A 25986-nucleotide genomic window follows, 5' to 3' on the forward strand; every position below is an offset into this window, starting at 1 on the left:
GGACCCGGGACACGCGAAGGCCCCGGAGGGTTCGACCCTCCGGGGCCTTCGCGCGTCCCGGGGCGCCGGCCGGGCGCCCCGGCGGATCAGCGCACGGCGGGCACGGGCGCGCCGAGAAGCCGCTGGACGCGGGCCCGGACCCCGGGCGTCTCCAGGCCGCGCACGGTCACCGTGGTGCGGCGGCGCAGCACGTCGTCGACGGTCACCGCCCACTCGCGGTCGCGGGCGAACACCACCTGGGCCCACACGTCCGGGCCGTCGGGGTGGATGCGCTCGCCCAGCGCCGGGTCCTCGCGGATGAGCGCGGCGATGTCCAGGGCCAGGCTGCCGTAGTGGGAGGCCAGGTGGCGGGCCACCGGCGGCTCCATCCGGGCGCCCGGCTCGCGGTCGATCAGGATCCGCTGCGCCACCGCGTCCGGGCTGGCCAGCCCGGGCAGCGGGACGGTCCGCAGCGGGTCGGCCATCTCCTCGGCCAGCGGCACCGCGCGCACCTTGCGCAGTTCCTTCAGGACGGCCCGGCCGATGTGCCGGTAGGTCGTCCACTTGCCCCCGGCCACCGACAGCATGCCGCCGCGGCCCTGGGTGACCACCGTCTCGCGCTTGGCCGCGCTGGTGTCCCCGTCGCCGCCCGGCAGCACCCGCAGCCCGGCGAAGGCGTAGTCCACGTGGGAGGCGTCCAGGTAGGGCGCGTCGATGCCCAGCTCGGCCTCGCCCAGGATCTGCTCCACGTCGGCGGGCACCACGGACACCTCGGCGGGGTCCCCGGTGTACTCCTCGTCGGTGGTGCCCAGCAGCAGGCGCCCCTCCCACGGGATGGCGAACGACACCCGGTGGCGGTCCACCGGGATGGTCAGCGCCGCACGCCACGGCTCCGGGGTGCGCAGCACCAGGTGGGCCCCCTTGGACAGGCGCACGCTCGGCGCCGCCGCGGGGTCCTCCATCCGGCGCAGGCGGTCCACCCACGGGCCGGTGGCGTTGAGGACCAGGCGGGCGTCGACACCGAACTCCGTGCCGTCGGCGCGGTCGCGCAGCTCGGCACCGGTGACACGGGTCCCGGTGCGGCGCAGGTCCACGACCTCCGCGTGGTTGAGGACGACGGCCCCCGCCTCGACCGCGGCCCGCACGGTCATGATCGCCATGCGGCTGTCGTTCATCTGGTGGTCGCCGTAGGCGGCGACCGACTTCAGGCCCTCGGTGCGCAGGCCCGGGGCCAGCCGGGCGGCCTGGGCCGGGGACAGCAGCCGCCCCATGCCGTCGCCGAACGCCGACAGCGCCGAGTACAGGAACACGCCCGCGCCCATCTTGGCCGCGCCGTGCGGGCCGCCCTCGTAGACCGGCACCAGGAACGGCAGCGGGTTGACCAGGTGCGGGGCGACGGTGGTGGCCAGGGAACGGCGTTCGCGGTGGTTCTCGGCGACCAGCCGGAGGTTCCCGGTCTGGAGGTAGCGCAGGCCGCCGTGGACGAGCTTGGAGGAGGCGCTGGAGGTGGCGCCGGCGAAGTCGCCCGCGTCCACCATGGCGACCCGCAGGCCGGACTGGGCGGCGTTCCAGGCGACGGAGGTGCCCAGGATGCCCCCGCCGACGACGAGGAGGTCGAAGGTGCCGCGGGAGAGCTCGGCGCGGGTGCGCGCGCGGTCCGCGCCGCGGCCCGGGAACGCGACGGCGGCGGACACCGGGGACAGGGCGTCCGGGGTGCCGGCGGGCTCCGCGGCGGGGGCTTCGGTGTCTCGGGCGGCGGGCACGGAGGCGTCGGGGCGCCGGTCGGCCGGGTCGGGCGTGGTCGTCATGGCCGGGTACTCCTCGGAGAGGGATGGCTGTGCGGCCGCCGGAACGGACTCCGCGTTCCGTGCGGACATCGCAAAGATCATACGACAATGCCGCACGCTGGTGGAGGGGGAGGGGCTCCCTGCGGCGTTCTTGTCATGCTTTCGGTGTGCTTCCCGGACCCGGAGTGCGTTGGTGTGACGGTCGGTGTCCGGTGTGTGGCGTGGGGTTCTTGTGATGCGTCATTGTCGAACGCGGTTCCGTGGGTCGGCGGCGGGCGTGGCCGTGGCCGACCGCGGACACGGGCCGGCGTCAACGCCTGGCATGTGACCGGCGTCTCATTGGTGAGACCGAAAGGAACGGGGGAGCACGATGCACGCAGGACGCGCACGGATCACGGCCGCGGCGGGGGCGGTGGCACTGGCGGCCGCGGCGGCGCTCGCCGGCGGGGCCGCCCACGCGGGCGAGGGGGAGGACCCCCGCCCCTGCCGCAGCGACGACTTCCGGGTGACCGAGATCGACCGGGGCGCGGCCGCCGGGACGATGTACGTCGAGTTCGGGCTGGACCGCACCGGGGGCGGGGACCCCTGCCTGATGAGCGACCGGTTCGGCGTCCACTGGACCGACGTCCCCGGCGGGGACCGGGTGGGGGAGTGGGCCCGCTACAGCGAGGAGATCCGGGACCCGTGGGTGGTGCCGGGCGACGGGCGCGCCCTGCTGACCATGGCCCAGGCCGAGCCGGGGAACTTCGACCCGGGGGACTGCGGAGAGGTGCTCACCGCCACCGGGATCACCGTCTACCAGGAGTTCCACGGCGACCCGGGCGTGCACGGGGAGCTGAGCGCGCCGGTGCGGGTGTGCGAGCTGGAGGCGGGCGCCCCCTCCATGTCGGTGTCGCCGGACGGGTGACCCGGGACGGCGGGAGGGCGGCGGACACGGTCCGCCGCCCTCCCGCGCTCCCCGTGGCGGGGCCGCTCACCCGCCGAAGCCGGTCAGCCTCCACACCCAGGCGCCGAGCACGCCGCCGATGAGCGGGGCCACCACCGGGATCCAGGCGTAGGACCAGTCCGAGGAGCCCTTGCCCGGGATGGGCAGCACCGCGTGCGCCAGCCGCGGGCCCAGGTCGCGGGCCGGGTTGATGGCGTACCCGGTCGGGCCGCCCAGGGACAGGCCGATGGCCAGCACCAGCAGGCCGACGAGCAGCGGCGCGATACCGGTGGAGAACAGCCCCGACAGGTCGACGTCGCCCTGCGTCACGTGTCCGGAGTTGGCGCCGATGCCGAGCACGCCCAGGACCAGCATCGCGGTGCCGATGACCTCGGTGATGATGTTGGCGACCGGGTTGCGCACCGCGGGCGCCGTGCTGAACACGCCCAGCTTGGTCGCCGGGTCCCCGGTCTCCTTCCAGTGTGGGAGGTAGGCCAGGTACACCAGCACCGCACCGGTGAACGCGCCGACCAGCTGGGCCGCCATGTAGCCCGGCACCAGCGCCCAGTCGAAGTCGCCGATGCTGGCCAGACCCAGCGTCACCGCCGGGTTGAGGTGCGCGCCGCTGACCGTGCCGACCGTGTAGACGGCCATGGCCACCGCCATGCCCCAGCCGAACGTGATCACGATCCAGCCGCCGTTGAAGGCCTTGGACTTGGTGAGGGTGACGCCGGCGACGACGCCGCCGCCGAGGAGGATGAGGATCGCCGTGCCGAGGAACTCGGCGAGGTAAACAGACATGATGGCCTCCGCCCGTATGGGGCAGCCGGGTCACGGGGGCGGTGTCCGCCCGCGGACGCGGGCATGGTCGGACACACCCGTCACAGGGATGGGGTGGGTGGGGCCGCCCGCCGGGGAGGCCCGGTCCGCGCCCGGGGGCCGCGGGGGTCGCGGGCCGGGCCCCGGGGCGCGGTCGTCGAGGGGACGGGTGGGTCCCGTCCGGTCACTTCTCGTCGTGCTCGACCCAGCCGAGGGTGCGCTTCACCGCCTTGTTCCAGTTGTGGTACTCCCGCTCGCGCACGGCGGGCTCCATCTCGGGCGTCCACTCGGCCGCCTTGTGCCAGTTGGCGCGCAGGGTCTCCACGTCGGGCCAGTAGCCCACGGCCAGGCCCGCCGCGTACGCGGCGCCCAGGCACGTGGTCTCGGCGACCATCGGGCGCACCACCTCGGCGTCCAGGACGTCGGACAGGATCTGCATGAGCAGGTTGTCCGCGGTCATGCCGCCGTCCACCTTCAGGGTGGTCAGCTCGATCTTGGAGTCGGCGTTCATCGCGTCGACGACCTCGCGGGTCTGCCAGGCGGTCGCCTCCAGGACGGCGCGGGCGATGTGGCCCTTGTTGACGTAGCCGGTCAGGCCGGCGATGACGCCGCGGGCGTCGCCGCGCCAGTGCGGGGCGAACAGCCCGGAGAAGGCGGGGACGAAGTAGCAGCCGCCGTTGTCCTCCACGGTGCGGGCCAGCGTCTCGATCTCCGGGGCGGTGGAGATCAGGCCGAGGTTGTCGCGCAGCCACTGGACGAGCGAGCCGGTGACCGCGATCGAGCCCTCCAGCGCGTACACGGCCGGGGCGTCGCCCAGCTTGTAGCCCAGGGTGGTGAGCAGGCCGTTCTCGGAGGTGACGGGCTCGGTGCCGGTGTTCATCACCAGGAAGGTGCCGGTGCCGTAGGTGCCCTTGACGTCGCCCGGGTCGAAGCAGGTCTGGCCGAACAGGGCGGCGTGCTGGTCGCCCAGGGAAGAGGCGACCGGCACGCCCTCCAGGTACCCGCGGGCCTGGCCGTAGACCTCCGAGGACGAGCGGATCTCCGGCAGCACGGCCGCCGGGATGCCCATGGCGTCGAGGATCTCGGAGTCCCACTCCAGGGTGGCCAGGTTCATCAGCATGGTGCGGCTGGCGTTGGTCACGTCGGTGACGTGGCGGCCGGTCAGCTTCCAGATGATCCAGGTGTCCATGGTGCCGAAGAGGACCTCGCCGCGTTCGGCGCGCTCGCGCAGGCCGTCGACGTTGTCCAGCAGCCAGCGCAGCTTGGGGCCGGAGAAGTAGGTGGCCAGAGGCAGGCCGCAGGCGGCGCGGAAGCGGTCCTGGCCCTCGTCGGCGCCGAGTTCGCGGACCAGGGCGTCGGTGCGGGTGTCCTGCCAGACGATGGCGTTGTGGACCGGCTCGCCGGTCTCCTTGTCCCAGACGACGGTGGTCTCGCGCTGGTTGGTGATGCCGATGGCGGCGACCTGGTCGGGGGTGATGTCGCTCTTCTCCAGGGCGTTCTGGACGACGACCTCGACGTTGGTCCAGATCTCCTGGGCGTCGTGCTCGACCCAGCCGGGCTTGGGGAAGATCTGCCGGTGCTCGCGCTGGTCGACCGAGACGATGCGGCCGTCCCGGTCGAAGAGGATGCAGCGACTCGATGTGGTGCCCTGGTCGATCGCGGCGACGTACTGCTGACTCATCGGATGCTCTCGCCTTCAGTGGAGGGCTCGGGAACGGGGACGGACACGCGCGAACAACGGGCTATACCCGCACGTTGTACGACATTGACGTATGAGTAGGCGTTAGTTTCATCCGCTTTTCCCACCTGTGTCAAGACGGCGTGACGCAATCGTGTCGCGTGGGTCACGTACCCTCGCGAACACCGTGACAACACCTCGGGGCTGCGCGAAGTCGCCGCGCCCGCCGTTCGCCGCAGGGGAACGCCCCCGGCCCCGCAACGGCCCGGGAACGCCGGCCCCGAGAGCCGCCACCGCACCGCTACGCGGGGATCGCCGCACGACGCGCCGGCGGAGCGCACCGACAGGACACCGGCACGCGCCGGCCTCCACGGGACGCGCCGGCGGAGTGTTCAGGCCGGACGTACCGACATGGACGCGTCGGCAGGGGCCGTGTGACCGGGGCGCGTCGGTGGAGTGCTCAGGTGGCACGTGCCGATAGGGGCGCGTCGGCGGAGTGTAGGCAGGATGCGTGGGTGGGGTGTGCCGCCAGAGGCACGGCCGCGGGGAGCGGTCGGCCTGGGGTGTGGACCGCCGAGCACGCGGTCGGCGCGGCAGGGCCCAGGCGCGCGGAGATCACTGCACGACGCTTCGGTGAGCGCATCGGCGGGACACAGGTGCGCGGCGGCGTCGGCGGAGTGTGCGGGCAGGGGCGCGGACAGGCGTGTCGGTGGGGTGTCGGTACGTGGGGCCTGCGCGGGACGCGCCGACGGGGTGCTCAGGCCGGACGCATCGACATGGACGCTTCGGCAGAAGCGTGCCGACCGGGACGCGTCGGCGGAGTGCTCGGGTGGGATGGTGCCGATAGGGGCGCGTCGGCAGGGAAGTCTCAGTAGGGGGTGGCGCCCAGTTCGCGGGAGATCGCGCGGGCGGCGTCGCGGACGTAGGACACCTGCTCCATGTCCAGCTTGTTGTCGGGCCCGCGCAGGCGTTCGACGGCGCCGCGCACCCCGATCGCCCCGACCGTGGTGCCCCGCCGGTCGCGGATGGGCGCGGCGATGGACACCTCGCCGTCCACCAGTTCCTCGGCCTCCCAGGCCCACCCGTTGTCGCGGACCTCCGCCAGCTGCTTCTCCAGCTCGCCGGGGGAGACGATCGTGAAGCGCGTGTAGGCGGGCAGGAACACCGGCCCCTCCTCCACCGCGGTGTCCTCCAGCGGCGTGACCAGCGGGTCGAAGGCCATGAGGACCTTGCCCAGCGCGGTGGCGTGCAGCGGCAGCAGGGTGCCGACGTCCAGGGTCTGCCGGGAGGAGTCCGGGCGGAACACGTGGTGCACCACGAGCACCTGCCCCTGGTGCGGGGTGCCGATGCGCACGCTCTCACCGCTCCGGGAGGCCAGGGTGTCGGCCCAGTTCAGGGCGCGGGTGCGCAGCTCGTTGCCGTCGAGGTAGCGGGTGCCCAGGCTGAGCATGCCCCCGCCCAGCCGGTAGCGGCCGGACTCGGGGTCCTGCTCGACGAAGCCCACGTGCTGGAGGGTGCGCAGGATGCCCAGGACCGTGCCCTTGGGCAGTTCGAGAGAGCGGGAGATCTCCGCCAGGCTCAGCCCGCGGGCACCACCGGCCAGGAGGCGCAGGATCGCGGCCGCGCGTTCGATGGACTGGATTCTTCCCGGCATGGGGGTGCTACCACTCTCTAGTACGACAATGTCATACGCGCATGCTACTACGCGATGTGACGCCCGCCATGGGACGAGTGACATCGGATCGCGCGGAACGGCCCGCAGGGTCGCAACAGTGTAGTCGCCGGGCCTTGGGAGCCCGCGCCCGACGTGCACGGACGCGGGCGCGGGCGGCTGTTCACAGCTCGGCGGCGGCCTTGGCGATCGCCGTGGCGGCCTCGTCGACGTCACGGTCGGTGATCTCCAGGTGGACCACCAGGCGGATCGTCTCCGCGCCGATGTCCAGGGCCCGCACGCCGTGGCGGGCGAACGCCTCCCGGTAGGCGGCGGCCCGCCCCCGCGGGGTCTCCACCAGCACCATGTTGGTCTGCGCCCGCGCCCCGAGTCCGGGCAGTTGGGCGATCCGCTCCGCCAGCAGCGCCGCCCGCGCGTGGTCCTGGACCATCCGCTCCCGGTGGTGGCGCAGGGCGTACAGGGCGCCCGCCGCGATGATGCCGGCCTGGCGCATCCCCGCCCCCAGCAGCTTGCGGGCCCGCCGGGCCCGGGCGATGGTGGCGGCGTCCCCGGCCAGGGCCGAGCCCACCGGCGCGCCCAGCCCCTTGGAGAAGCACACCGACACCGAGTCGAACCCCTCGGCCACCTCGGCCGGGGAGACCTCCAGCGCCGCGGCGGCGTTCCACAGCCGGGCCCCGTCCAGGTGGGTCCGCAGCCCGTGGCGGTGGGCGAACCCGGTCACCCGGCGCTGCTCGGCCAGCGGGACCACCCGGCCGGTGAAGGTGTTCTCCAGCCACACCAGCGCGGGCTCGGCGCGGTGGACGTCGCCGCGCCCGGCGATCCACGACTCCAGCAGCTCGTCGGAGGGGACCGTGCCGTCGGAGTACAGCCGGGGCAGCGCCCGGGCCAGTACTGCGGTCGCCCCCTGCTCGTCCCCGATGAGGTGGTGGTGCTCGTGCGCCCACACCTCGTCGCCGCTGCGGACGGACACGTACAGGCCCAGCTGGTTGGCCATGTGCCCGGAGGTGACGTAGAGGGCGGCCTCCTTGCCGAGCAGGGCGGCCGTCTCCTCCTCCAGGGCGCGCACGGTGGGGTCCTCGCCGAAGACGTCGTCGCCCACCTCCGCCTCGGCCATGGCCCGGCGCATGGCGGAGGTGGGGCGGGTGACGGTGTCCGAGCGCAGGTCGATCATGGTCGCTTCCTCGAGAACGCGGCGGTGGGGTGTGCGACCGACGATACTGCCCGGCGGGTTCAGCCCCGCGTGCCGATCCTCTCCAGCGCCTCCGACAGCAGGCGCAGGGAGGCCAGCGCGTCCGCGGCGCCCTCCTCGCCGAGTTCGGCGACCAGCGCCTCGGCCAGCCGGCCGTGCGCCGGGTCGATCCGGCGCAGCGCGGCGACGCCCTCCCCGGTGGGGGCCAGGAGCTTGGCGCGGCTGTGCGCGGGGTTGGGCCGGTACTCGGCGAGTCCCTGCTCCACCAGTACGTCCGCGATGCGCTGCACGCTCTGCCGGGCGCTGCCGAGTTCGCGGGCGATGGCCGACACCGCCTTGGGCGCGTCGGTGACCGAGCCGAGTACCTGCCAGCGCGCGGCGGTCAGTCCCGCCGGCCTGGCCAGTTCCTCGGCCACCGACAGGAACTGGCCGTTGAGGCGGAAGACGGTGAGGGCGGTCCCGCTGAGCAGTTCGGCGCTGCGGAGGTCGGGCCGCGCCATGGTCAGGCCCCCTCCATCAGAGCGAAGTAGGCGCCGGCGTCGTGCTGGGCGTGCAGCCGGTACCAGGCGTCCAGCGTCCGGGGCGTGAACAGGTCCAGCTGGGCGAAGATCTCGCGGGCGAACTCGATCGGCGCGGTGGAGCCCGCGGTGATCAGCCCGTCGTCGGTGACGGCCAGGGCGTTGCGGTACCTGGCCGCGCCGGTGTAGCCGGTGGCCAGCAGGTACTCGGGCGCGGAGCTGGTGTGGTCGCGGTAGTCGAGCAGGCCCTCGCGGGCCAGGCCGGCGGTGGCCCCGCAGATCGCCGCCACCGGGACCCCGGCGTCGAGGAAGATCCCGGCGGCCGAGGCGAGGGAGGTCATCGACTCCGGGTCGACGTCCCAGGAGGCCGCGCCCGGCAGGATCAGCATCGCGCTGCTGGACGGCTTGAGCTGGGTGAGCGTGAGGTCGGGCAGGACGGTGACACCGCCCATGGTGGTCACCGGGGCGCCGCTGAGCCCGACGGTGACGACGTCGTAGCGGCCCGGGGTGCGCTGCCACTCGCCGCTGCGGATGGTGGAGACGGCGTGGCCGATCTCCCAGTCTGCGAGCCCCTCGTAGACGGCGAGGTGGACGGTCTTCCTGCTCTCGGTGTTCATGACAACATCCTGTCATCCTGACAGCATGCTGTCAAGAGAGTGGGGGTGTGGGAATCAGAGTTCACGTGCATTCGATCGGGTGTCCATTGCCGGTTTCCGGGCGGAGTGTTCCGCGGGGCGCCCTGCGCCTGAAGAGCATGGTGAACCATCTTCCGGGCCTTGTGCTTTTCCGGGCGGTGAGGAAATTCGGATAGGCCCCTCTCCCAAATGGGAGACCCTGGCGTCTTCGCAGGTCGTTCGGGGTGTGGCGCGGGGTTCGTCGTTATGTTCGGGCGCACTTCGAAGGCGTTCCGTCGACGAGGGTCGGGGGTCCGGATTTCGGTGGTTCGCGGGAAAGGGGGTGGAATGCGCGACCGGGGCCCGGGGGCGCGTCCGCGGGGTGGAGTGTGACGGGGCTCACTCTCAGTCGGGAACGCCCGTGTCATCGGGGGTGCGGGTGACCCGCATCTCGCTCGGGTCACAGAAGCCCACGTGGGTGTTCACAGAAGCTCACAAATGGTACTACCATTTCGTCCGCCTGCCTCGAGGACAGGCCGAGGTCGCGATGTCCGGCGACCCCGCACCTCCGACGTCCGCTCACCGGAAGGCTCCGCTGTGGAGAACTTCACGCCCGTCTACGGGACGGGTCCCCTCCTCGGGATCGCGGCCGGGGCCATCGCCCTGCTGCTCTTCCTGATCATCCGCCTGCGACTGCACGCCTTCATCGCGCTCGTCCTGGTCAGCCTGCTGACCGCGGTCGCCGCGGGGATCCCGGTCGCCGAGATCATGCCGACCCTCCTGGGCGGATTCGGCGGAACCCTCGCCAACGTCGCCCTGCTGGTCGGCCTCGGCGTCATGCTCGGCCGCATGCTGGAGGTCACCGGTGGCGCCGCCGTCCTGGCCGGGGCCCTCATCAGGGTCTTCGGCGAGAAGCGGGCGCCCCTGGCACTGGGCGTCGCGTCCCTGCTCTTCGGCTTCCCGCTGTTCTTCGACGTCGGCCTCGTCGTCATGCTGCCGATCGTCTTCAGCGTCGCCCGCCGGGTCGGCGGCTCGGTCCTGACCTACACGCTGCCCACCGCGGGCGCCTTCGCGGTCATGCACGCCTTCGTGCCCCCGCACCCCGGACCGGTCACCGCCGCCGTCGAGGTCGGCGCGGACATGGGCCTGGTGCTGCTGATCGGCCTCCTGCTGGCCATCCCCACCTGGTACCTGTCCAGCTACCTGTTCGGCCTGTGGATCGGCAAGCGCGTCGTGATCCCGGTGCCCGACGACATCATGTCCGACGGCAGCGTCAAGCACGAGAACCCGCCGCACCTGGCCACCGTCGTCGGCCTGCTGCTCCTGCCGATGCTGCTGATCTTCGCCAACACCGGCGTCACCACCCTCGTCTCCACCGAGGCCGTCCCCGCGGACGCGCTGTGGGTGCAGGTCTGCCAGCTCGTCGGCCAGACCCCCGTCGCGCTGCTCATCACCGTGCTGGTCGCCATGCTCGTGCTCAGCCGGGGCCGGTTCACCCGCCAGGGCATGGAGACGCTGGTCGGCGACTCCCTGGGCCCCGTCTGCGGCATCATCCTCATCACCGGCGCGGGCGGCATGTTCGGCATGGTCCTGCGCACCAGCGGCATCGGCGGCGCGCTCGCCGAGAGCCTGGACGCGATCGGGCTGCCGGTCATCGTGGCCGCGTTCGTGATCGCGCTCGCGCTGCGCGTCGCCCAGGGCTCGGCCACCGTCGCCATCACCACGGCCGCCGGGCTCATCGCCCCCGCCGTGCAGGCGGCGGACGGGCTGTCGTCGATCGACCTGGCGCTGATCGTCATCGCCATCGCCTCCGGCGCCACCGCCCTGTCGCACGTCAACGACTCCGGGTTCTGGCTGGTCGGCCGGTTCCTGGGAATGGACGTCAAGACCACGCTCAAGACCTGGACCGTGATGGAGACCCTCATCGGCTTCATCGGGTTCGGCCTGGCCTTCGGGCTGAGCCTGGTGCTGTGACCCCGGGGCGGCCCGGCTCAGACGGGGAGGTCGTCCTCGTCGTTCCGGGTCGGGTCGTCCTCCAGGGCCTCGACGACCTCGGTGACGATGGCGCGCATGGCGGCCTCGGCCACGTCGGGCAGGCCGTCGCGGATGGCCTGGGCGACCGCCTTGTGCAGCCGCAGCGCCTCGGGGCGCGGGTGGCGGGGCATCAGGTCGTAGGAGGTGCGTCCCACGAGGACCTCCGACACCACCTGCGACAGGCCCACCAGCATCTCGTTGCCCGACAGCTCCAGGATCTGCCGGTGGAAGGCGATGTCCAGCTCGAGGAAGGTGTCCAGGTCGCCGGCGCGGCCGGTGCGGACCATCTCGTCGGCGACCACCACCAGGTGGGCGCGGGCCTGGGCGTCGCCGCGCTGGGCGGCCAGGGCGGCGGCCCCGGGTTCGACCGCGGAGCGCAGCTCGTTGAGGGAGCGCAGCTGCTCCATGCGGCCGGAACCGGCCAGCCGCCAGCGGATCAGCTGCGGGTCGAAGATGTTCCAGTCCGGCATCGGGCGCACCCGGATGCCGGTACGGGGCCTGCTGACCACCAGCCGCATCGACTCCAGCACCCGCACCGCCTCGCGTGCCACGGTCCGCGACACGCCGAAGTCCACCTCCAGCCCCTGGAGGGTGAACGTGTGGCCGGTGGCGTACTCGCCCGCGGCGATGGCGGGCCCGAGGACCGCCAGCACCCGGTTGTGCAGCGTGCGGTGATCTGTGCCCATCGTTCTCCCTGTTTCGACCGGGGGGTCAGGCTGAAGCCTAGCCGGATTGATTGATATCACTATTGATGGTGGAACTTGCGGTCGTGCAGGTCCCCACGAGGAGAAACCATGCACTTCGTCTTCATGGGCGTGTCGGGCAGCGGCAAGACCACCGTCGCCGAGCGCGTGGCCCGCGAACTCGGGCTCCCCTTCGCGGAGGCGGACGCCTTCCACCCCCGCGCCAACATCGACAAGATGGCGGCCGGGACCCCCCTCACCGACGAGGACCGCTGGCCCTGGCTGCGCGAGCTCGCCGGGTGGATCGCCGCCCACGACGCGCTGGGCGAGTCGACCGTGATGGCCTGCTCCGCGCTCAAGAGGTCCTACCGCGACCTGCTGCGCGAGGGGGCGCCGGGGGTGCACTTCCTGCACATGAGCGGGCCGGAGGAGGTCATCTGGGAGCGGATCGCCGCCCGGACGGACCACTTCATGCCGCCCGCGCTGCTGCGCTCCCAGCTGGAGACCCTGGAGTCCCTGGAGCCGGACGAGGCAGGGCGCGAGTTCGACGTCCGGTCGGACCCCGACGTGCTGGTCCGGGAGGCGCTGGCGTACGTGGAAACGGTGCTGCAGCCCTCCTGACCTGCCGTCTTGCGTTGAATTGGGGGAAGCGGGACCCTTTCGTCATGCAAGATTCCGTTTCGTCCCCCGCAGCCTCCCCTGTGCGGCCCCCGCTGGACGTGCGGCAGACGTGTGTCCTGATGTTCGTCGCCGCCCCCGTGTACGGCCTGCTGGGCTACCTGACCTGGTCGCTTTTCTCGGCCGACATCCCCCAGGAGGTGGTGGGCGACCTGTGGATCCTGCTGGTCCTCACGGTCCTGGCGGGAGTCGCGTCGGCGGGCCTGGCGGTGCCGGTCCGCCGCGGGGACCACGCCCTGTGGCGCACCTCCCAGGCGGTCGCCCTGTTCGCGCTGGGTGTCCCGCTGTTCGCGCTGCACATCGCCTCGAAGCTCGCGGTGACGCCGCTGCTGCTCGGGGCCCTCCTCGCGGCGGTGGTGGCCATCGTCATCAACATCGCCCTGTGGACCACCGAGGTCCGCCGCTGGTGCTCCCCGCGGCGCGCCCGCAACACCGCGAGCGCCGAGGAGGTCGAGGCCATCGCCGCCGCGGTCGCCGGACCCCGTTCCTCCTCCGCCGGCACCCCCGAGTCCGCCGCGACCCCCGAGGGCGCCGCCGTCCCGGTCGCCGCCGCCATGGCGTCCGTGGCCGCGGGCGCCTCCGTGCCCGTGGACGGGCCCGAGCCGGCGGTGAGCGTCGACGAGCCCGAGCCCGCTGTCGCCCCTGAGCCCGCCGAGGCCGCGGTGGACACCGACACGTCCGAGCCGGTCGGTGCTCCTGAGGCCGTCGAGCCCGCCGAGGTTTCCGAAGCCGCTTCTGTGCCTGTCGAGGAGTCCGAGGCGGTGGCGAGCGCCGGTGTGACCGAGTCCGCCGTGGACGCCGATGCCGACGAGGCTCCTGAGACCGCTGTGGCCGTGGCCGCGGCGGACACCGACACGCCTGAGCCGACCGGTACCCCTGAGCCTGCCGAGGGCGGCACCGAGGTCGCCATGACCCCCGAGGACGCCGTCGCCCTGATCTCCGCCGCTGTGGCGTTCGTGGACGAGTCCGAGTCGGCGGTGGGCGCCGACGCGCCTGAGCCGGCTGGTGCTCCTGAGTCCGCCGAGGTCTCCGAGGCCGGTGTTTCCGGGCCCGTGGACACCCCCGCCCCCGCGGACGAGGTGACGTCCGCGGACGCCGACGAGTCCGAGTCGGCCGGTGCCTCTGAGCCCGTCGAGGCGGACGGTGCCGAGGATGAGCTTGAGGCTGCTGTGACGTCCGGGGCCGCTGATGCGTCCGGGACCGCGGACGATGCCGGGACCGCCGAGGTCTCCGAGACCACGGACGATGTCGAGGCACCTGCGTCCGCCGAGGCCCCTGAGGGCGCTGCCGCCGGAACCGCGGACGCCGATGCGACTGAGACGGCCGGTGCCTCTGAGGCTGCTGAGGCTGCCGTGACCACCGACGACACCGAGGCCACCGCGTCTGCTGAGGCCGCCGTGGCTTCTGAGGACGCTGCTACCTCTGAGTCCGAGACCGCTTCCCCTGAGGCCGTGGATGGGGCCGAGCCGAACGTGGACATCGACACGGCCGAGGCGACCGAGGCCCCCGAGGGCACTGCCGTCGAGGCGGCGGTCACCCCCGCTGCCGTGGACGAGGAGACGTCCGCGGATGCCGATGCGTCCGAGTCGGCGGGTGCCCCTGCGCCCGCTGAGGCTGCCGAGGACGCTGTTACCTCTGAGCCTGAGGCCGCTTCCCCTGAGGTCTCGGATGGGGTCGAGCCGAACGCGGACGTCGACACGTCCGAGGACGCTGCTGCCGGGACCGCGGACGCCGATGCGTCCGAGTCGGCGGTTGCCCCTGCGCCCGCTGAGGCTGCCGCGTCCACCGACGACGCCGAGGCCACCGCGTCTGCCGGGTCCGAGGGGGCGGACGTATCCCCGGAGGGCGACGGCGGGAAGGACGCCGAGCCGGCCGAGGGCGGCTCCGACAAGAAGAAGTAGACCGAGACCGACCGAAACGGGGGACCGGCGTGGCCGGTCCCCCGTTCTCGTGCGCCCGTTCCGCAGGGGCGGTCGGGTCAGAAGCCCCCCGCGGGCTCAGTCCTCGTCGTCGGCGAGGGCGTGCAGGCGGGCGAGGTGGTCGCTGTCGTCGTCGCCGTGGCGTTCCACGTAGGCCTCGCGGGCCTCGTCGGCGATGTCGGCGCTCTCGTCCTCGAAGCCGTAGTCGCCGAGGTCGTCGAGCAGGTCGATGGCGCGGTGCAGCGGGTCGTCGTCATCGGGCTCCTCCGCGGGGAGGTGCTGTACGACGGCGGCGAGGAGGACCGCCCGGGCGTCGTCCACGGCGCTCTCCGAGCCCGCGGCGGCGGTCAGCCGGATCCGCGTGATGGGGTCGTCGTCCGCGGCGAGCATGAGCTGTTCGGCCAGCCAGGCGCTGTCCTGGCCTTCGAGGAACGCGGTCAGTGCCGCGTCGTCAAGGGGAGTGGTCACCCGGAAGATGATAGGCCCGCACGCACCCTGCCCGAGCTCACGACCCAAGTCCCGATATAGACAAAAGGCAGACAAAACAGTCATTCGCCCCATGATCCAATACCATGTTCCATCATTGTTTCCCAGACCCCGAAAAAGATGAATCCCGTGTTACCCCGGGATCATCCGCACTTCTCTCAGGTCACTCCCGTAACGCCGGTATCGGAGTTTCGGTCCCGCCTGAACAAGGCGGTCAACAAAACACACCTATGGATCACGCCACAGATCTGAAACGGTTGTATTAATACCCGGACGTCTACCTTCCCCGCTGGTACGGGCCCGGTCTAGGGTCCTCTCAATCAACCCCCGGGCACAGGCGCCCACCCCCCACAGAGGTGGACATGTTCACGAAGACTTCCAGGAAACCGGCGGCCCTCCTGGCCGCGGCGGTGTCCGTGATGCTGTTGGCGACAGCGTGCGCGGAGAGTGAGCGGGACCCCGAAGGCGACTCCTCCGCGCCGTTCGTATTCGGATCCGCGGGCGACATCAAATCCCTCGACCCGTTCCTCGCGAGCGACGGGGAGACCTTCCGTTACAGCCGCCAGGTCTACGAGACCCTCCTCGAGCACGAATCCGGCGGCAGCGAGATCGTGGGCGGCCTCGCCGAGACCTGGGAACAGTCCGAGGACGGCACCGAGTGGACGTTCCACCTCCGCGAGGGCGTCGTCTTCCACGACGGCGACGAGCTGACGGCCGAGGTCGTCTGCGCCAACTTCGACCGGTGGCACAACCTCTCCGGTGCCTGGCAGAGCTCCAACAACTCCTACTACTGGCAGGCCATCTTCGGCGGCTTCGCGGAGAACGAGGACGAGGGGCTGCCCGAGTCCCGCTACGTCTCCTGTGAGGCCACCGACGAGCTCACCGCCGTCATCACCATCTCGGAGTACTCCTCCATCTTCCCGGGCGGCTTCAGCCTCGCGGCGTTCGGCATCCTGAGCCCCACCAGCCTGGAGACCATCGCCGAGGCCGAGATCACCGGTGAGGAGGGCAGCTACACCCTGCCCGAGTACACCAGGGAGCCGGGCGCCATCGCGGGCACCGGCCCGTTCACGGCCCAGGCCTGGAACCGCGACCAGGCCGAGGTCACGCTCCAGCGCTTCGACGACTACTGGGGCGAGCCCGCCGGGTTCGAGACCATGATCCTGCGCGCCATCCCCGACGAGACGGCCCGCCGCCAGGCCCTGGAGGCCGGTGACATCCACGGCTACGACCTGGTCGCCCCGGCCGACGTCGAGCCCCTCACCGAGGCCGGCTTCCAGGTCCCGACCCGCGACGTCTTCAACGTCCTCTACCTGGCCTTCCAGCAGGAGACCAGCGAGGAGCTGGCCGACATCCGGGTCCGGCAGGCCCTGGCCCACGCCGTCGACCGCCAGCGCATCGTCGACACCATCCTCCCGGCCGGCGGCGAGGTGGCGACCCAGTTCCACCCGAACACCCTCGACGGCTGGTCGGAGAACGTCACCACCTACGACTACGACCCGGAGAAGGCCGAGGAGCTGCTGGCCGAGGCGGGCCAGGAGGACCTCACCCTCGACTTCTGCTACCCGACCGAGGTCACCCGCCCCTACATGCCCGCCCCGCGCGACATCTTCGACGTCATCAGCCAGGACCTCGAGAGCGTCGGCGTCACCGTCGAGCCGAAGTCCTTCGAGTGGACCGAGTACGTCCCCAACACCGACAGCGGCGAGTGCTCCCTGTACCTGCTGGGCTGGACCGGCGACTACAACGACGCCTACAACTTCCTGGGCACCTGGTTCTCCGTGAAGAACGACGCCTGGGGCATGGACGAGCCCGAGCTGTTCGACGCCATGGCCGAGGCCAGCTCCAACCCGGACACCGAGGAGCGCATCGCCGCCTACCAGGGCCTGAACGAGCAGATCATGGAGATCCTGCCGGGCCTGCCCATCTCCAGCTCCCCGCCGTCCATCGTGTTCGCGGAGAACGTGAACCCGCCGAACGTCAGCCCGCTCACCCAGGAGGACTTCTCGGAGGGTTCCTGGAAGGAGTGACCCGCACGGCCCCGTGACCCGGGGCCTCGGAAGACCGCCTCCCGCACCGCGGGAGGGGGAGGCCCGGCCGATCCGTCCCCCGGTCGGCCGGGCCCCGTCCATGTCGACCCCGCCCCCGCCCGGGCGGGGGAAGCCTCACCCTCCACTGGCGAAAGGCGGCGAAGTGCTGCGTTTCATCGTCAGGCGTACTCTGCAACTGATCCCGACCCTGGGCGGTCTGTCGATCCTGTTGTTCATCTGGCTCCAACGCCTACCCGGCGGGCCCGAGTACGCCCTCCTCCCCGACGACGCGACCGACGAGCAGCGGGCCCAGCTGCGTCGCGCCCTCGGTCTGGACGAACCCCTCACCGTCCAGTACGTGCGGTTCCTGCGCAACATCCTCCAGGGGGACCTGGGGACCTCCCTGCAGACCGGGCAGCCGGTCATGGAGGAGTTCTTCACCCGTTTCCCGGCCACGTTCGAGCTGTCGGTCACCGCGATCCTCATCGCGGTCGCCGTCGGCATCCCGCTCGGCTACCTGGCCGCCCGCCGCCGCGGCGGGATCCTCGACTTCGCCGCCGTCGGCGGCTCCCTGCTCGGCATCTGCACGCCGGTGTTCTTCCTCGCCTTCATCCTGAAGGTGGTCTTCGCCGAACGCCTGGGCCTGTTCCCGTCGGCGTTCCGGCTCTCCCCGGGGCTGAGCCGCACCGACCTGAGCGGGTTCGTCATCCTCGACGGCCTGCGCACGGGCGAACTCGACGTCGTGTGGGACGCCCTGATGCACCTGGTGCTCCCGGGCCTGGCGCTGGCCTCCATCCCGCTGGCCGTCATCGTCCGGATGACCCGGGCCAGCGTCCTGGAGGTCCTGGACGAGGACTACGTGCGCACCGCCAACGCCAAGGGCCTGTACCGCCGGACGGTCCGCGGCCGCCACGTGCTGCGCAACGCGATGCTGCCGGTGGTCACCGCCATCGGCCTGCTCACCGGCAGCCTGTTCGCCGGCGCGGTCCTCACCGAGAGCGTGTTCGCGTTCCCCGGCGTCGGCTCGTTCGTGTACGCGGCGACCCAGACCCGTGACTACCCGGTCCTGACCGGGTTCATCCTGCTCATCGCCACCATGTACGTGCTGATCAACCTGCTGGTGGACATCTCCTACAGCCTCCTCGACCCGAGAGTGCGGGCCCAGTGATGCCGACGACACCCAACGCGCAGAACCCGTCGGACGACCCGGGGACCCCGGACACCGGCCCCGCCCGCCAGGACGGGGGCGGCACCTCCCTGCTCACCCGCAGGGCCGACAGGATCGACCGGCTCGCGGAGCTCATGGGCCCCCGCGACGACGGCTCCGGCGGCGCGGGCATCTGGCGCACCGCGTTCCGCCGCCTGCGCCGCAGCCCGATGGCGATCTCCGGCGCGGTCATCGTCGCCGTGTTCGTCCTCATCGCCCTGCTCGCCCCGCTCATCGCCCCCTACTCGGCCACCGCGCAGACCTGGGGCGGGGAGGTCTTCCCCAACCAGAACATCTTCGTCGGCCCGCGGGCCGAGAACTGGCTGGGCCTGGACAACCTGGGCCGCGACCAGTTCTCCCGCATGGTGATCGGCGCCCGCCAGACCCTCCTGGTCGGTGTCGTGGCGACCCTGGTCGGGTTCGGCGTCGGGGCCCTGATCGGCGGCACCGCCGGCGCCGCGGCCACCCTGGGCGGGCGCTGGGGCCGGGTCGTCGACAACGTCATCATGCGCGTCATCGACATGATGCTGGCGCTGCCCACCCTGCTGCTGGCGGTCACCGTGGCGGCCCTGATCGGGGCCAGCCTCACCACGGTCATGCTCGCGGTCGGCATCGCCCAGGTGCCGGTCTTCGCCCGCCTGCTGCGCGGCGCGATGATCGCCCAGGGCAACCGCGACTACGTGCTCGCCGCCCGGGCGCTGGGCGTGCGCACCCACAAGATCGCCCTCACGCACATCCTGCCCAACTCCCTGGGGCCGGTCATCGTGCAGTCCACGCTCACCCTGGCCACCGCCATCATCGACGCGGCGGCCCTGTCCTACCTGGGCCTGGGCAACCCCGACCCGTCCTTCCCCGAGTGGGGGACGATGCTCGCCGACGCGCAGCGGTTCCTCTCCAGCGCTCCCCAGCTGGCCGTCTACCCGGCGCTGGCCATCATCGTCACCGCGCTGGGCTTCACCCTGCTCGGTGAGGCGATGCGCGAGGCCCTCGACCCGAAGCTGAGGAAGTAAGCATGGGTTCCAGCACACCGCTGCTCGCGGTCGAAGAACTGTCCGTCGTGTTCGGCGGCCGCGGCTCCGACGAGGTCCGGGCCGTGGACGGGGTCTCCTTCACCCTGGAGGAGGGCCGGGTCACCGGCCTGGTGGGGGAGTCCGGCTGCGGCAAGAGCGTCACCTCGCTGGCCCTGATGGGCCTGCTGCCCTCCCGCGGCGTGCGGGTCGGCGGCTCCGCCGTCCTGCGCACCGGCGACACCGAGGTCGACCTGCTCGGGCTGTCCCCCGCGCGGATGCGCGACCTGCGCGGCTCACAGCTGGCGATGATCTTCCAGGACCCGCTCAGCTCCCTGAACCCGGTGGTCCCCATCGGCCGCCAGGTCACCGAGATCCTCACCCGGCACCGGGGCCTGCGCGGATCGGCCGCCGAGAAGGAGGCCGCCGACCTGCTGTACCGGGTGGGCATCCCCGACCCCAGGAGGCGCCTCAAGGAGTACCCGCACCAGCTCTCCGGCGGCATGCGCCAGCGGGCCCTCATCGCCATGGCGGTGGCCTGCCGCCCCCGGGTGATGATCGCCGACGAGCCCACCACCGCGCTGGACGTCACCATCCAGGCCCAGATCCTCGAACTCCTCAAGGACCTGGTCACCGAGGAGGGCACCGCCCTGCTCATGATCACCCACGACCTGGGCGTGGTGGCGGGCCTGTGCGACGACATCAACGTCCTGTACGCGGGGCGCGCGGTGGAGACCGCCCCCCGCGCGCCCCTGTTCGCCGACCCCACCCACCCCTACACGGTGGGCCTGCTCGGGTCGATCCCCCGGCTCGACGCCCCGCGCGGCGAACCGCTCACCCCGATCCGCGGGTCGGTCAACGACAACATCGCCTGGTCCGACGGGTGCGCGTTCGCTCCCCGCTGCGACCACTACACCCTGGACTGCCTCCAGGGGCCGCCGGAGCTGGTCGTCTCGGGCGCCGACGGCGCCCACGCGCACCGCTGCGTCAACCCCGTCCGGCACGCCGACCTGGTGGACCGGGCCGTTCTGGAGAGCCCGTCCGTGGTGGGCGACGAGGAGGAGAGCGCATGAGCCTGTTGCGGATCGAGGACCTCAAGGTCCACTTCCCGATCAGACGGGGCGTCGTGTTCGACCGCACCGTCGGCCACGTGTACGCGGTGGACGGCGTCAGCCTGAGCATCGAACGCGGCAGCACCTACGGCCTGGTGGGCGAGTCCGGCTGCGGCAAGACCACCCTGGGCCGGGCGGTGCTGCGCCTGGTCGACATCACCTCCGGCTCCGTCGTCCACGACGGCCGCGACCTGGCCACGCTGGGCGGCGAGGAGATGCGCCGCGAGCGCCGCAACCTCCAGATGGTCTTCCAGGACCCGCTGGGCAGCCTCAACCCCCGGCAGAACATCGGCTCCATCCTCATGGAGGGGCTGGAGACCCACGGCATCGGCGGCCCCTCCGCGGAGGAGGCCGCGTCGATGAGCGCCGCGGAGCGCAGGGAGGCCACGCGGGCCGACCGGCGGAGGCGGGTCGTGGGGGCGCTGGAGCGCGTCGGGCTGTCCTCCAAGGCGCTGGACCGGTACCCGCACGAGTTCTCCGGCGGCCAGCGCCAGCGCATCGGCATCGCCCGCGCCCTGGTGCTGGAGCCCGACCTCATCATCTGCGACGAACCCGTGTCGGCGCTGGACGTGTCCATCCAGGCGCAGGTCCTCAACCTGCTGGAGGAGCTCCAGGAGGAGCTGGGCCTGACCTACCTCGTCATCGCCCACGACCTGGCGGTGGTCCGCCACGTCAGCGACACGGTGGGCGTGATGTACCTGGGGTCCCTGGTGGAGGAGGCGCCCAGCGACGACCTCTACGAGACGCCGCTGCACCCCTACACCCGGGCACTGATGTCCGCGGTGCCCGTCCCCGACCCGACGGTGGAGGACACCCGCGAGCGCATCCTCCTGGCGGGCGACCTGCCCTCGCCCGTGGACCCGCCCCCCGGCTGCCGGTTCCACACCCGCTGCCCCTGGCGGCAGGAGGAGCTGTGCGACACGGAGCGCCCGGAGCTGCGGCCGATCAACGGCGGCGCGCACCGGGTGGCCTGCCACCACGCGGAGAGGATCCTGTCGGGGGAGATCCTGCCGAGCGAGGAGCGCGCCGAGCGCATCGTGCACGGCTCCGCGGGATGACCCCGGGCCGGCGGCGGGCGGGGAGAGCGCGCCCGCCGCCGGACCCGGTCCGCCCCCGCCCGCGGATCCTCCCGCGGGCGGGGACTCCCGGCCTCGTGCGCCGCCCGGGGTTTCGGTCACGGATCCCGGTGCGACTTCGTGACCAGGGGGGAAGGGTTTCCAATCGGACAATTGGCTATATTCGGCTTGTCCTGTATCTCCGGTATCCCCGCCTACCGGAAGAATCTCTGTCCCCAGGAGACCCTTTTGTCCCCCGACTTCCGTCCGGGTGCCCGCGCGCCCCGTGTCATCGCCGTCTCCGTGCTCGCCGCGGGGCTGGCCTTCGGGGCCGCCGCCCCGGCCTTCGCGTCCGCGCCCTTCGCCCCGCCCGGCGACAACGGCACCGTCAAGATCCACTCCCCGCAGACCCCGGAGGAGGACGACCGGAACGAGCCCAAGGTCTGCGAGTTCCAGGTCGTGGGCCACGGGTTCGACCCCGCCCAGGAGGTCACCTGGGAGATCCTCACCCAGGGCGGCAAGCCCTCCGAGCGCGAGGTCGTCCTGTCGGGCGGGCTCGAACTGGACGGCGAGGGCGCGGGGAGCACCGAACTGCTCACCCTCGACGACGGCCACTACCGCCTGGAGTGGACCTTCGAGGGCCAGCAGAGCAACGCCGCGAAGCACAAGGTCTTCAAGGTCGAGTGCTCCGAGGAGGAGCCCTCCCCGGAGCCCTCCCCGTCGCCCGGCGGCGAGCCCTCCACCCCGCCGGAGAGCCCCGAGCCCGCCGACCCGCCCACGGTCGAGCCCACCGGCCCCGCGACCCCGGTGGAGCCGACCGAACCGGAGACCCCCGTGGACCCGACCGGACCCGCCACCCCCGGCCCGTCGGACGAGCCCACCGCCCCCGCCGGTGAGGAGCCGAGCCTGCCCCTGACCGGCTCCGCCATCGCCGGGCTCGTCGCCGCCGGCGCGGCCGCGGCCGCCGGCGGCGGTGCCGCGATCTACTTCGGCCGCAAGCGCAGGCTCCAGTAGGGGGTCGGACCCGAGGAGCGCAGGGGTGCGCCGCGAACGTGGCGCACCCCTCGCCCCCCTCCTGCTTCGCCGGCCCCCGACCGGGTAGGGGCCGGATGTGACCCCTCCCCGGCGGCGGAACCCCGCCGCAGGGGAGGGGCAGGCCCGCCCGCCGGGCCCGTATCCGCCAGGAGAGTGCGATGGCAGTGTTCCTGTACGACGACGACTGCGGTTTCTGCAAGCGCATGGTCGCGCTGGCGCGGGACCGGCTGGGTGCGCGCACGGAGTTCGCGGCCTGGCAGGACACCGACCTCGACGCCCTCGGCCTCACCCCCGAGCAGACCTCCGAGGCCGCCTGGGTGGTCCACCCCGACGGGCGCCGCTTCAGCGGCGGCGACGCGGTCGCCGAGGTGCTGCTGTCCTCCCGGCCCCTGCTGCGGCCCGTCGGCCGCCTGATGCGGCTGCCGCTGCTGCGCTCGGCCAACCGCCTCGCCTACCGGTGGGTGGCCGCCAACCGCTACCGCCTGCCCGGCGGCACCGCCTCCTGCGCGCTGCCCCGCCCCTAGGCTGTGCTTTTTTGAACCTCCGCTGCGCTTCGGCCCGCCCGTCGCCCGCCACCGCCCTCAACGGACGGCCTGCGGCCGCAGCCCGGTCACCTTGTTCGGCGCCCCCCGAGGGTGGGAACCTTCGGCCCTGCGTCGACATCCTCGCCCGCCCGTCGCCCGCCACCGCCCTCAACGGATGGCCTACGGCCACAGGCTTTCCTCGAGGACGTCTCCTCCGGGCCTCCAGGACCCCACCGGGCGCCTCACGAAACCCCAGGAAGCACCGGAGAGCGTTCAAGAACAGGCGCTAGGCGACGGCCTCGCGCAGGGCGCGGCAGACGTCCAGTAGCCGCCCGCGCAGCACCGCGCCGCGCTCGGCGAACCCCTCCTGGCGGCGCATGTACTCGGCCTTGCCCTCGGCCGTCTCGATCCGCACCGGCGCGTACCCCCACTCCCGCAGGTCGTAGGGTGAGGCCCGCATGTCCAGCTCCCGGATCTCCCGGGACAGCTCGAAGCAGTCCACCACCAGCTCCGACGGCACCGCCGGGGACAGCTTGTACGCCCACTTGTACAGGTCCATGTTGGCGTGCAGGCAGCCCGGCTGGTCCAGTTCGACCTGTGTCTCCCGGGTCGGCCGGAGCGTGTTGAGCGGCCGGGCCGGCTCGGTGAAGAACCGGAACGCGTCGAAGTGCGAGCACCGGATCCGGTGCGACTCCACCACCCGGTCGGTCCCCTCGGCCCCCAGCCGCAGCGGCACCTGCCCGTGTCGCACCTCCCGGGTGCGGTACACCATCGCCCACTCGTGCAGCCCGAAGCACCCCAGGTGGGCGTCCCGGGAGGCGACCGCCGACAGCAGCCCCTCCACGAAGCCGACCACCGGCCGGGCCGCCAGGAACGCGGCCGCGTCCAGGCCCACCCCCTCGGGGACGGCCGCCGCGAACCGCTCCGACAGCCGCTCGCGCGCGCCCTCCCCGGCCAGCACCGTGCCCACCCCGGGGTCCCAGCGTCGCAGCCGGGCGGGCTTGAGGTTGTAGTAGGTGAACAGGAAGTCCTCCACCGGGTGGCGCTCGCCCGCACGGCGGCGCCGCAGGTGGTCGGCGGTCAGCGCGTCCACCCGCTCCTCGTGGCGGCGGGCGCGCTCGCGCCACGCGTCCTCCGCCAGTACCTCCACGGCCCGCACGGCCCCGGTGTCCGTTCCCATCACGGGCCCCAGGGTACGCGGCGGTCAGTTGGACTGCTGCACGGGCAGATGGCGCCCGAGGTACCCGATGTACACCCGGTTGGTGGTCCCGGGCCCCAGGTCGGGGAAGAAGTACAGCCGCGGGCAGATCCCGTACTCGATGTCGAGCTTGATGTGCGCGTACATCGGCACCCGCCCGGCGGGGTGCACGTCCTCCGGCACCCGGAAGAAGCGCTTCTCGTTGAGCTTGCCCCGGTTGCGGACGTGGTCCGACTCCTGCGACGCCAGCCGCTTGACCGGGATCACCCGGTACCCGTCGGGGTTCTCCTTGAGGTACGAGTGGAACCCCAGCCCCCGGTCGGGGTTGTCGAACTGGTAGCGGGCGTAGTCGTTGAGGGCGATCAGGGCCTCCCAGGCCCGGGTCACCCACAGGGACTCCTTGCGGCTGTCGGACAGCTCGTAGACCGTCTGGTCCTCGATGGTGAAGTACAGGTGCGGCAGCGCGGTGTCGTCGGTGATCCGCTCCAGCAGCTCGGACACGCTGCGCGGCGGGCGCAGGGCCGGGTCGCGCGGTGCGGGGGCGGCGGCCAGCCGGAACAGCCCGGCCTCGCGGGCCTGCTCGCGCAGCCACCGCACCTCGTAGCGGGCGCCGCGCAGCCGCCCGCGCTCCTCGTCCAGCTCCTCGGCCAGGTCGGCGGTCTCGGCCAGCAGTTGGCGGCGCTCCTCGGCCAGCTCGCCGATCCGCTCGCCCTGCCGGGTGACCTCCTCCTTGAGGCGCTGCACCTGGAGCTCCAGGGCCTTGACCTCCTGGGCGGCCGCCAGGTCCGCGGCCTGCCCGGACTCGCCCGCCGGGTGCGCCCCGGCGACGCCCGGGGACACGCCGGTCTCGGGGGAGGGGGCGCGGCGCAGGTCCTCGGTCTCCTCGTCCAGGAGGGCGTCCACCGCGCGCAGGGGGCCGGGCAGGTCGATGTCCAGGGCGTTCTCGCGCACCCGCCGGGACAGCGCCGCGCCCACCCAGTTGCGGATGCGCTCCCCGTCGCGGGCGGTGTCCAGGGTGCTCGGGCTCATCCGGGGGTGCCGGGAGGGGTCGCCCCCCGTCCCGGGTAAGAAGGTCCGCACCCCGCCGGAGGGGATGTCCATCCCCTCCGGGAGCAGGTGCACGATCCGCTCCTGGGCGGCGGAGTCCAGCACGTACACCGACCCCATCCCGGTGCACCGGGACAGGGCTGCGGCCATCGCGGTGCGCCAGTCCGCGACGGTGACGTCGCCGGGGGCGCCGGTCGCCAGGACCGCGAGTCTTCGCTCCGGGTCGCGGATCGCGGACACCAGCGCGTCCATCAGCGTGTCGTCGCGGCCGCGCACGATCACCGGCACCGGGGGGATCCGGTGCCCGCCGTCGTGCGCGGGCAGGGCGTCCAGCAGCATCCGCGCGGCCTCGGGCGGCATGATGTCGAGCCGGGGCTGCTCGGAGGCGCCCGCGGTGTCCACCGCCATGTCCAGCCACAGGTACCGCCACGGTGCCAGCTCCGGGTCCACGACGACGGTGACGACCGTCCGCCACACCCCGTCGGGCTTGTCGGACTCGGTGGTCAGCCGCAGGAAGGACAGGCCCTCCTCGGGGTTGTCGTGCCGCACGACCAGGGCCCGGGAGCGGTTGCTCAGTTCGTAGCGCCCCGAGGCGGTGAAGTCCACCCGCGCTCCGGAGTTCCCCCGTTTGCTCAGCCACCGGGACAGCACGGCCGACGCGGTGGCGATGGGGTCCCCCTGGTCCTCCGGGACCGCGATGAGCGTGCGGTAGACAAGCGGCAATGGGCACTCCCGGGCTTCCGTCGTCGGCGGCGGACCCGAGGACCCGACCCGAACGAGCCGGTAGGGC

Annotated in this window: 22 protein-coding genes; 11 read left to right on the top strand and 11 right to left on the bottom strand. The window is 72.6% G+C overall.

Annotation, left to right across the window (positions count from 1 at the left end; translation table 11 throughout):
* Positions 1 to 86: 86 nt before the first annotated feature.
* The gene (locus K1J57_RS15715; RefSeq protein ID WP_255647081.1) at positions 87 to 1856 is read right to left on the bottom strand and encodes a glycerol-3-phosphate dehydrogenase/oxidase; all 1770 of its coding nucleotides are present in this window, start codon (positions 1854 to 1856) and stop codon (positions 87 to 89) included.
* Positions 1857 to 2136: 280 nt separating this feature from the next.
* On the opposite strand from K1J57_RS15715, the gene K1J57_RS15720 reads away from it, so the two are divergent.
* Entirely contained in the window at positions 2137 to 2673 is a 537-nt protein-coding gene (locus K1J57_RS15720; protein WP_220565175.1) for a hypothetical protein, read from the top strand.
* A 66-nt stretch (positions 2674 to 2739) separates the two neighbouring features.
* Here the strand turns inward: K1J57_RS15720 and K1J57_RS15725 are convergent, their stop codons facing one another.
* From K1J57_RS15725 to K1J57_RS15750, 6 genes are all read right to left on the bottom strand, one after another.
* Positions 2740 to 3492 carry an MIP/aquaporin family protein gene (locus tag K1J57_RS15725; protein ID WP_220565176.1) on the bottom strand — a complete coding sequence of 251 codons (753 nt, stop codon included), beginning with the start codon at positions 3490 to 3492 and terminating at the stop codon, positions 2740 to 2742.
* 202 nt (positions 3493 to 3694) lie between these two features.
* Positions 3695 to 5191 carry a glycerol kinase GlpK gene (gene glpK, locus K1J57_RS15730; protein ID WP_220565177.1) on the bottom strand — a complete coding sequence of 499 codons (1497 nt, stop codon included), beginning with the start codon at positions 5189 to 5191 and terminating at the stop codon, positions 3695 to 3697.
* An 865-nt stretch (positions 5192 to 6056) separates the two neighbouring features.
* Positions 6057 to 6842, bottom strand: a complete 786-nt coding sequence (locus tag K1J57_RS15735; RefSeq protein WP_220565179.1) for an IclR family transcriptional regulator — start codon at positions 6840 to 6842, stop codon at positions 6057 to 6059.
* Positions 6843 to 7023: 181 nt separating this feature from the next.
* Positions 7024 to 8031 carry a low specificity L-threonine aldolase gene (locus K1J57_RS15740; protein WP_220565181.1) on the bottom strand — a complete coding sequence of 336 codons (1008 nt, stop codon included), beginning with the start codon at positions 8029 to 8031 and terminating at the stop codon, positions 7024 to 7026.
* A gap of 59 nt (positions 8032 to 8090) precedes the next feature.
* The gene (locus K1J57_RS15745; RefSeq protein WP_220565183.1) at positions 8091 to 8549 is read right to left on the bottom strand and encodes a MarR family winged helix-turn-helix transcriptional regulator; all 459 of its coding nucleotides are present in this window, start codon (positions 8547 to 8549) and stop codon (positions 8091 to 8093) included.
* A 2-nt stretch (positions 8550 to 8551) separates the two neighbouring features.
* Entirely contained in the window at positions 8552 to 9184 is a 633-nt protein-coding gene (locus K1J57_RS15750) for a DJ-1/PfpI family protein (RefSeq protein WP_220565185.1), read from the bottom strand.
* A gap of 594 nt (positions 9185 to 9778) precedes the next feature.
* Here K1J57_RS15750 and K1J57_RS15755 point away from each other — a divergent pair.
* Positions 9779 to 11155 (top strand): GntP family permease, encoded by a 1377-nt coding sequence (locus tag K1J57_RS15755; RefSeq protein WP_220565187.1) that lies wholly within the window; start codon positions 9779 to 9781, stop codon positions 11153 to 11155.
* A 17-nt stretch (positions 11156 to 11172) separates the two neighbouring features.
* Here the strand turns inward: K1J57_RS15755 and K1J57_RS15760 are convergent, their stop codons facing one another.
* A complete protein-coding gene (locus K1J57_RS15760; protein WP_220565189.1) occupies positions 11173 to 11901 on the bottom strand; it encodes a FadR/GntR family transcriptional regulator in 729 nt (242 codons plus the stop codon).
* Positions 11902 to 12009: 108 nt separating this feature from the next.
* On the opposite strand from K1J57_RS15760, the gene K1J57_RS15765 reads away from it, so the two are divergent.
* Together K1J57_RS15765 and K1J57_RS15770 are read left to right on the top strand one after the other, a co-directional pair.
* Positions 12010 to 12519 carry a gluconokinase gene (locus K1J57_RS15765; protein ID WP_220565191.1) on the top strand — a complete coding sequence of 170 codons (510 nt, stop codon included), beginning with the start codon at positions 12010 to 12012 and terminating at the stop codon, positions 12517 to 12519.
* A 44-nt stretch (positions 12520 to 12563) separates the two neighbouring features.
* The gene (locus tag K1J57_RS15770) at positions 12564 to 14477 is read left to right on the top strand and encodes a hypothetical protein (RefSeq protein WP_220565193.1); all 1914 of its coding nucleotides are present in this window, start codon (positions 12564 to 12566) and stop codon (positions 14475 to 14477) included.
* A 96-nt stretch (positions 14478 to 14573) separates the two neighbouring features.
* Here the strand turns inward: K1J57_RS15770 and K1J57_RS15775 are convergent, their stop codons facing one another.
* Positions 14574 to 14963: a hypothetical protein gene (locus tag K1J57_RS15775; protein WP_220565195.1), complete on the bottom strand. Its 390-nt coding sequence runs from the start codon at positions 14961 to 14963 to the stop codon at positions 14574 to 14576.
* Between the two features lie 380 nt (positions 14964 to 15343).
* Here K1J57_RS15775 and K1J57_RS15780 point away from each other — a divergent pair, with 380 nt between their 5' ends.
* From K1J57_RS15780 to K1J57_RS15810, 7 genes are all read left to right on the top strand, one after another.
* Positions 15344 to 17011 (top strand): ABC transporter substrate-binding protein, encoded by a 1668-nt coding sequence (locus tag K1J57_RS15780; RefSeq protein ID WP_220565196.1) that lies wholly within the window; start codon positions 15344 to 15346, stop codon positions 17009 to 17011.
* Positions 17012 to 17174: 163 nt separating this feature from the next.
* Complete coding sequence (locus K1J57_RS15785) at positions 17175 to 18179, top strand: ABC transporter permease (protein ID WP_220565197.1); 1005 nt, start codon at positions 17175 to 17177, stop codon at positions 18177 to 18179.
* On the top strand, positions 18179 to 19228 hold the full coding sequence (locus K1J57_RS15790; RefSeq protein ID WP_220565198.1) for an ABC transporter permease: 1050 nt from the start codon (positions 18179 to 18181) through the stop codon (positions 19226 to 19228). The genes K1J57_RS15785 and K1J57_RS15790 overlap by 1 nt, the downstream gene beginning before the upstream one ends.
* Positions 19229 to 19230: 2 nt before the next feature.
* Positions 19231 to 20298, top strand: a complete 1068-nt coding sequence (locus K1J57_RS15795; protein ID WP_220565199.1) for an ABC transporter ATP-binding protein — start codon at positions 19231 to 19233, stop codon at positions 20296 to 20298.
* Complete coding sequence (locus K1J57_RS15800; RefSeq protein WP_220565201.1) at positions 20295 to 21395, top strand: ABC transporter ATP-binding protein; 1101 nt, start codon at positions 20295 to 20297, stop codon at positions 21393 to 21395. The genes K1J57_RS15795 and K1J57_RS15800 overlap by 4 nt, the downstream gene beginning before the upstream one ends.
* Positions 21396 to 21641: 246 nt before the next feature.
* Positions 21642 to 22406: an LPXTG cell wall anchor domain-containing protein gene (locus K1J57_RS15805; RefSeq protein ID WP_220565202.1), complete on the top strand. Its 765-nt coding sequence runs from the start codon at positions 21642 to 21644 to the stop codon at positions 22404 to 22406.
* Between the two features lie 179 nt (positions 22407 to 22585).
* Positions 22586 to 22951: a thiol-disulfide oxidoreductase DCC family protein gene (locus K1J57_RS15810; protein ID WP_220565203.1), complete on the top strand. Its 366-nt coding sequence runs from the start codon at positions 22586 to 22588 to the stop codon at positions 22949 to 22951.
* A gap of 286 nt (positions 22952 to 23237) precedes the next feature.
* Here the strand turns inward: K1J57_RS15810 and K1J57_RS15815 are convergent, their stop codons facing one another.
* Complete coding sequence (locus K1J57_RS15815; RefSeq protein WP_220565569.1) at positions 23238 to 24131, bottom strand: 3-methyladenine DNA glycosylase; 894 nt, start codon at positions 24129 to 24131, stop codon at positions 23238 to 23240.
* 24 nt (positions 24132 to 24155) lie between these two features.
* Positions 24156 to 25919 (bottom strand): hypothetical protein, encoded by a 1764-nt coding sequence (locus K1J57_RS15820; RefSeq protein WP_220565206.1) that lies wholly within the window; start codon positions 25917 to 25919, stop codon positions 24156 to 24158.
* Between the last annotated feature and the right edge of the window lie 67 nt (positions 25920 to 25986).

It is taken from the genome of Nocardiopsis sp. MT53 (assembly GCF_019598965.1).
In the GTDB taxonomy this organism is placed as follows: Bacteria; Actinomycetota; Actinomycetes; order Streptosporangiales; family Streptosporangiaceae; genus Nocardiopsis; species Nocardiopsis changdeensis.

Coding starts and splice junctions, on each gene's coding strand:
- K1J57_RS15715 (WP_255647081.1), bottom strand. CDS start 1,856: ATGTCCGCACGGAACGCGGAGTCCGTTCCGGCGGCCGCACAGCCATCC.
- K1J57_RS15750 (WP_220565185.1), bottom strand. CDS start 9,184: ATGAACACCGAGAGCAGGAAGACCGTCCACCTCGCCGTCTACGAGGGG.
- K1J57_RS15795 (WP_220565199.1), top strand. CDS start 19,231: ATGGGTTCCAGCACACCGCTGCTCGCGGTCGAAGAACTGTCCGTCGTG.
- K1J57_RS15770 (WP_220565193.1), top strand. CDS start 12,564: ATGCAAGATTCCGTTTCGTCCCCCGCAGCCTCCCCTGTGCGGCCCCCG.
- K1J57_RS15790 (WP_220565198.1), top strand. CDS start 18,179: ATGCCGACGACACCCAACGCGCAGAACCCGTCGGACGACCCGGGGACC.
- K1J57_RS15810 (WP_220565203.1), top strand. CDS start 22,586: ATGGCAGTGTTCCTGTACGACGACGACTGCGGTTTCTGCAAGCGCATG.
- K1J57_RS15720 (WP_220565175.1), top strand. CDS start 2,137: ATGCACGCAGGACGCGCACGGATCACGGCCGCGGCGGGGGCGGTGGCA.
- K1J57_RS15765 (WP_220565191.1), top strand. CDS start 12,010: ATGCACTTCGTCTTCATGGGCGTGTCGGGCAGCGGCAAGACCACCGTC.
- K1J57_RS15760 (WP_220565189.1), bottom strand. CDS start 11,901: ATGGGCACAGATCACCGCACGCTGCACAACCGGGTGCTGGCGGTCCTC.
- K1J57_RS15745 (WP_220565183.1), bottom strand. CDS start 8,549: ATGGCGCGGCCCGACCTCCGCAGCGCCGAACTGCTCAGCGGGACCGCC.
- K1J57_RS15800 (WP_220565201.1), top strand. CDS start 20,295: ATGAGCCTGTTGCGGATCGAGGACCTCAAGGTCCACTTCCCGATCAGA.
- K1J57_RS15740 (WP_220565181.1), bottom strand. CDS start 8,031: ATGATCGACCTGCGCTCGGACACCGTCACCCGCCCCACCTCCGCCATG.
- K1J57_RS15815 (WP_220565569.1), bottom strand. CDS start 24,131: ATGGGAACGGACACCGGGGCCGTGCGGGCCGTGGAGGTACTGGCGGAG.
- K1J57_RS15725 (WP_220565176.1), bottom strand. CDS start 3,492: ATGTCTGTTTACCTCGCCGAGTTCCTCGGCACGGCGATCCTCATCCTC.
- K1J57_RS15780 (WP_220565196.1), top strand. CDS start 15,344: ATGTTCACGAAGACTTCCAGGAAACCGGCGGCCCTCCTGGCCGCGGCG.
- glpK (WP_220565177.1), bottom strand. CDS start 5,191: ATGAGTCAGCAGTACGTCGCCGCGATCGACCAGGGCACCACATCGAGT.
- K1J57_RS15735 (WP_220565179.1), bottom strand. CDS start 6,842: ATGCCGGGAAGAATCCAGTCCATCGAACGCGCGGCCGCGATCCTGCGC.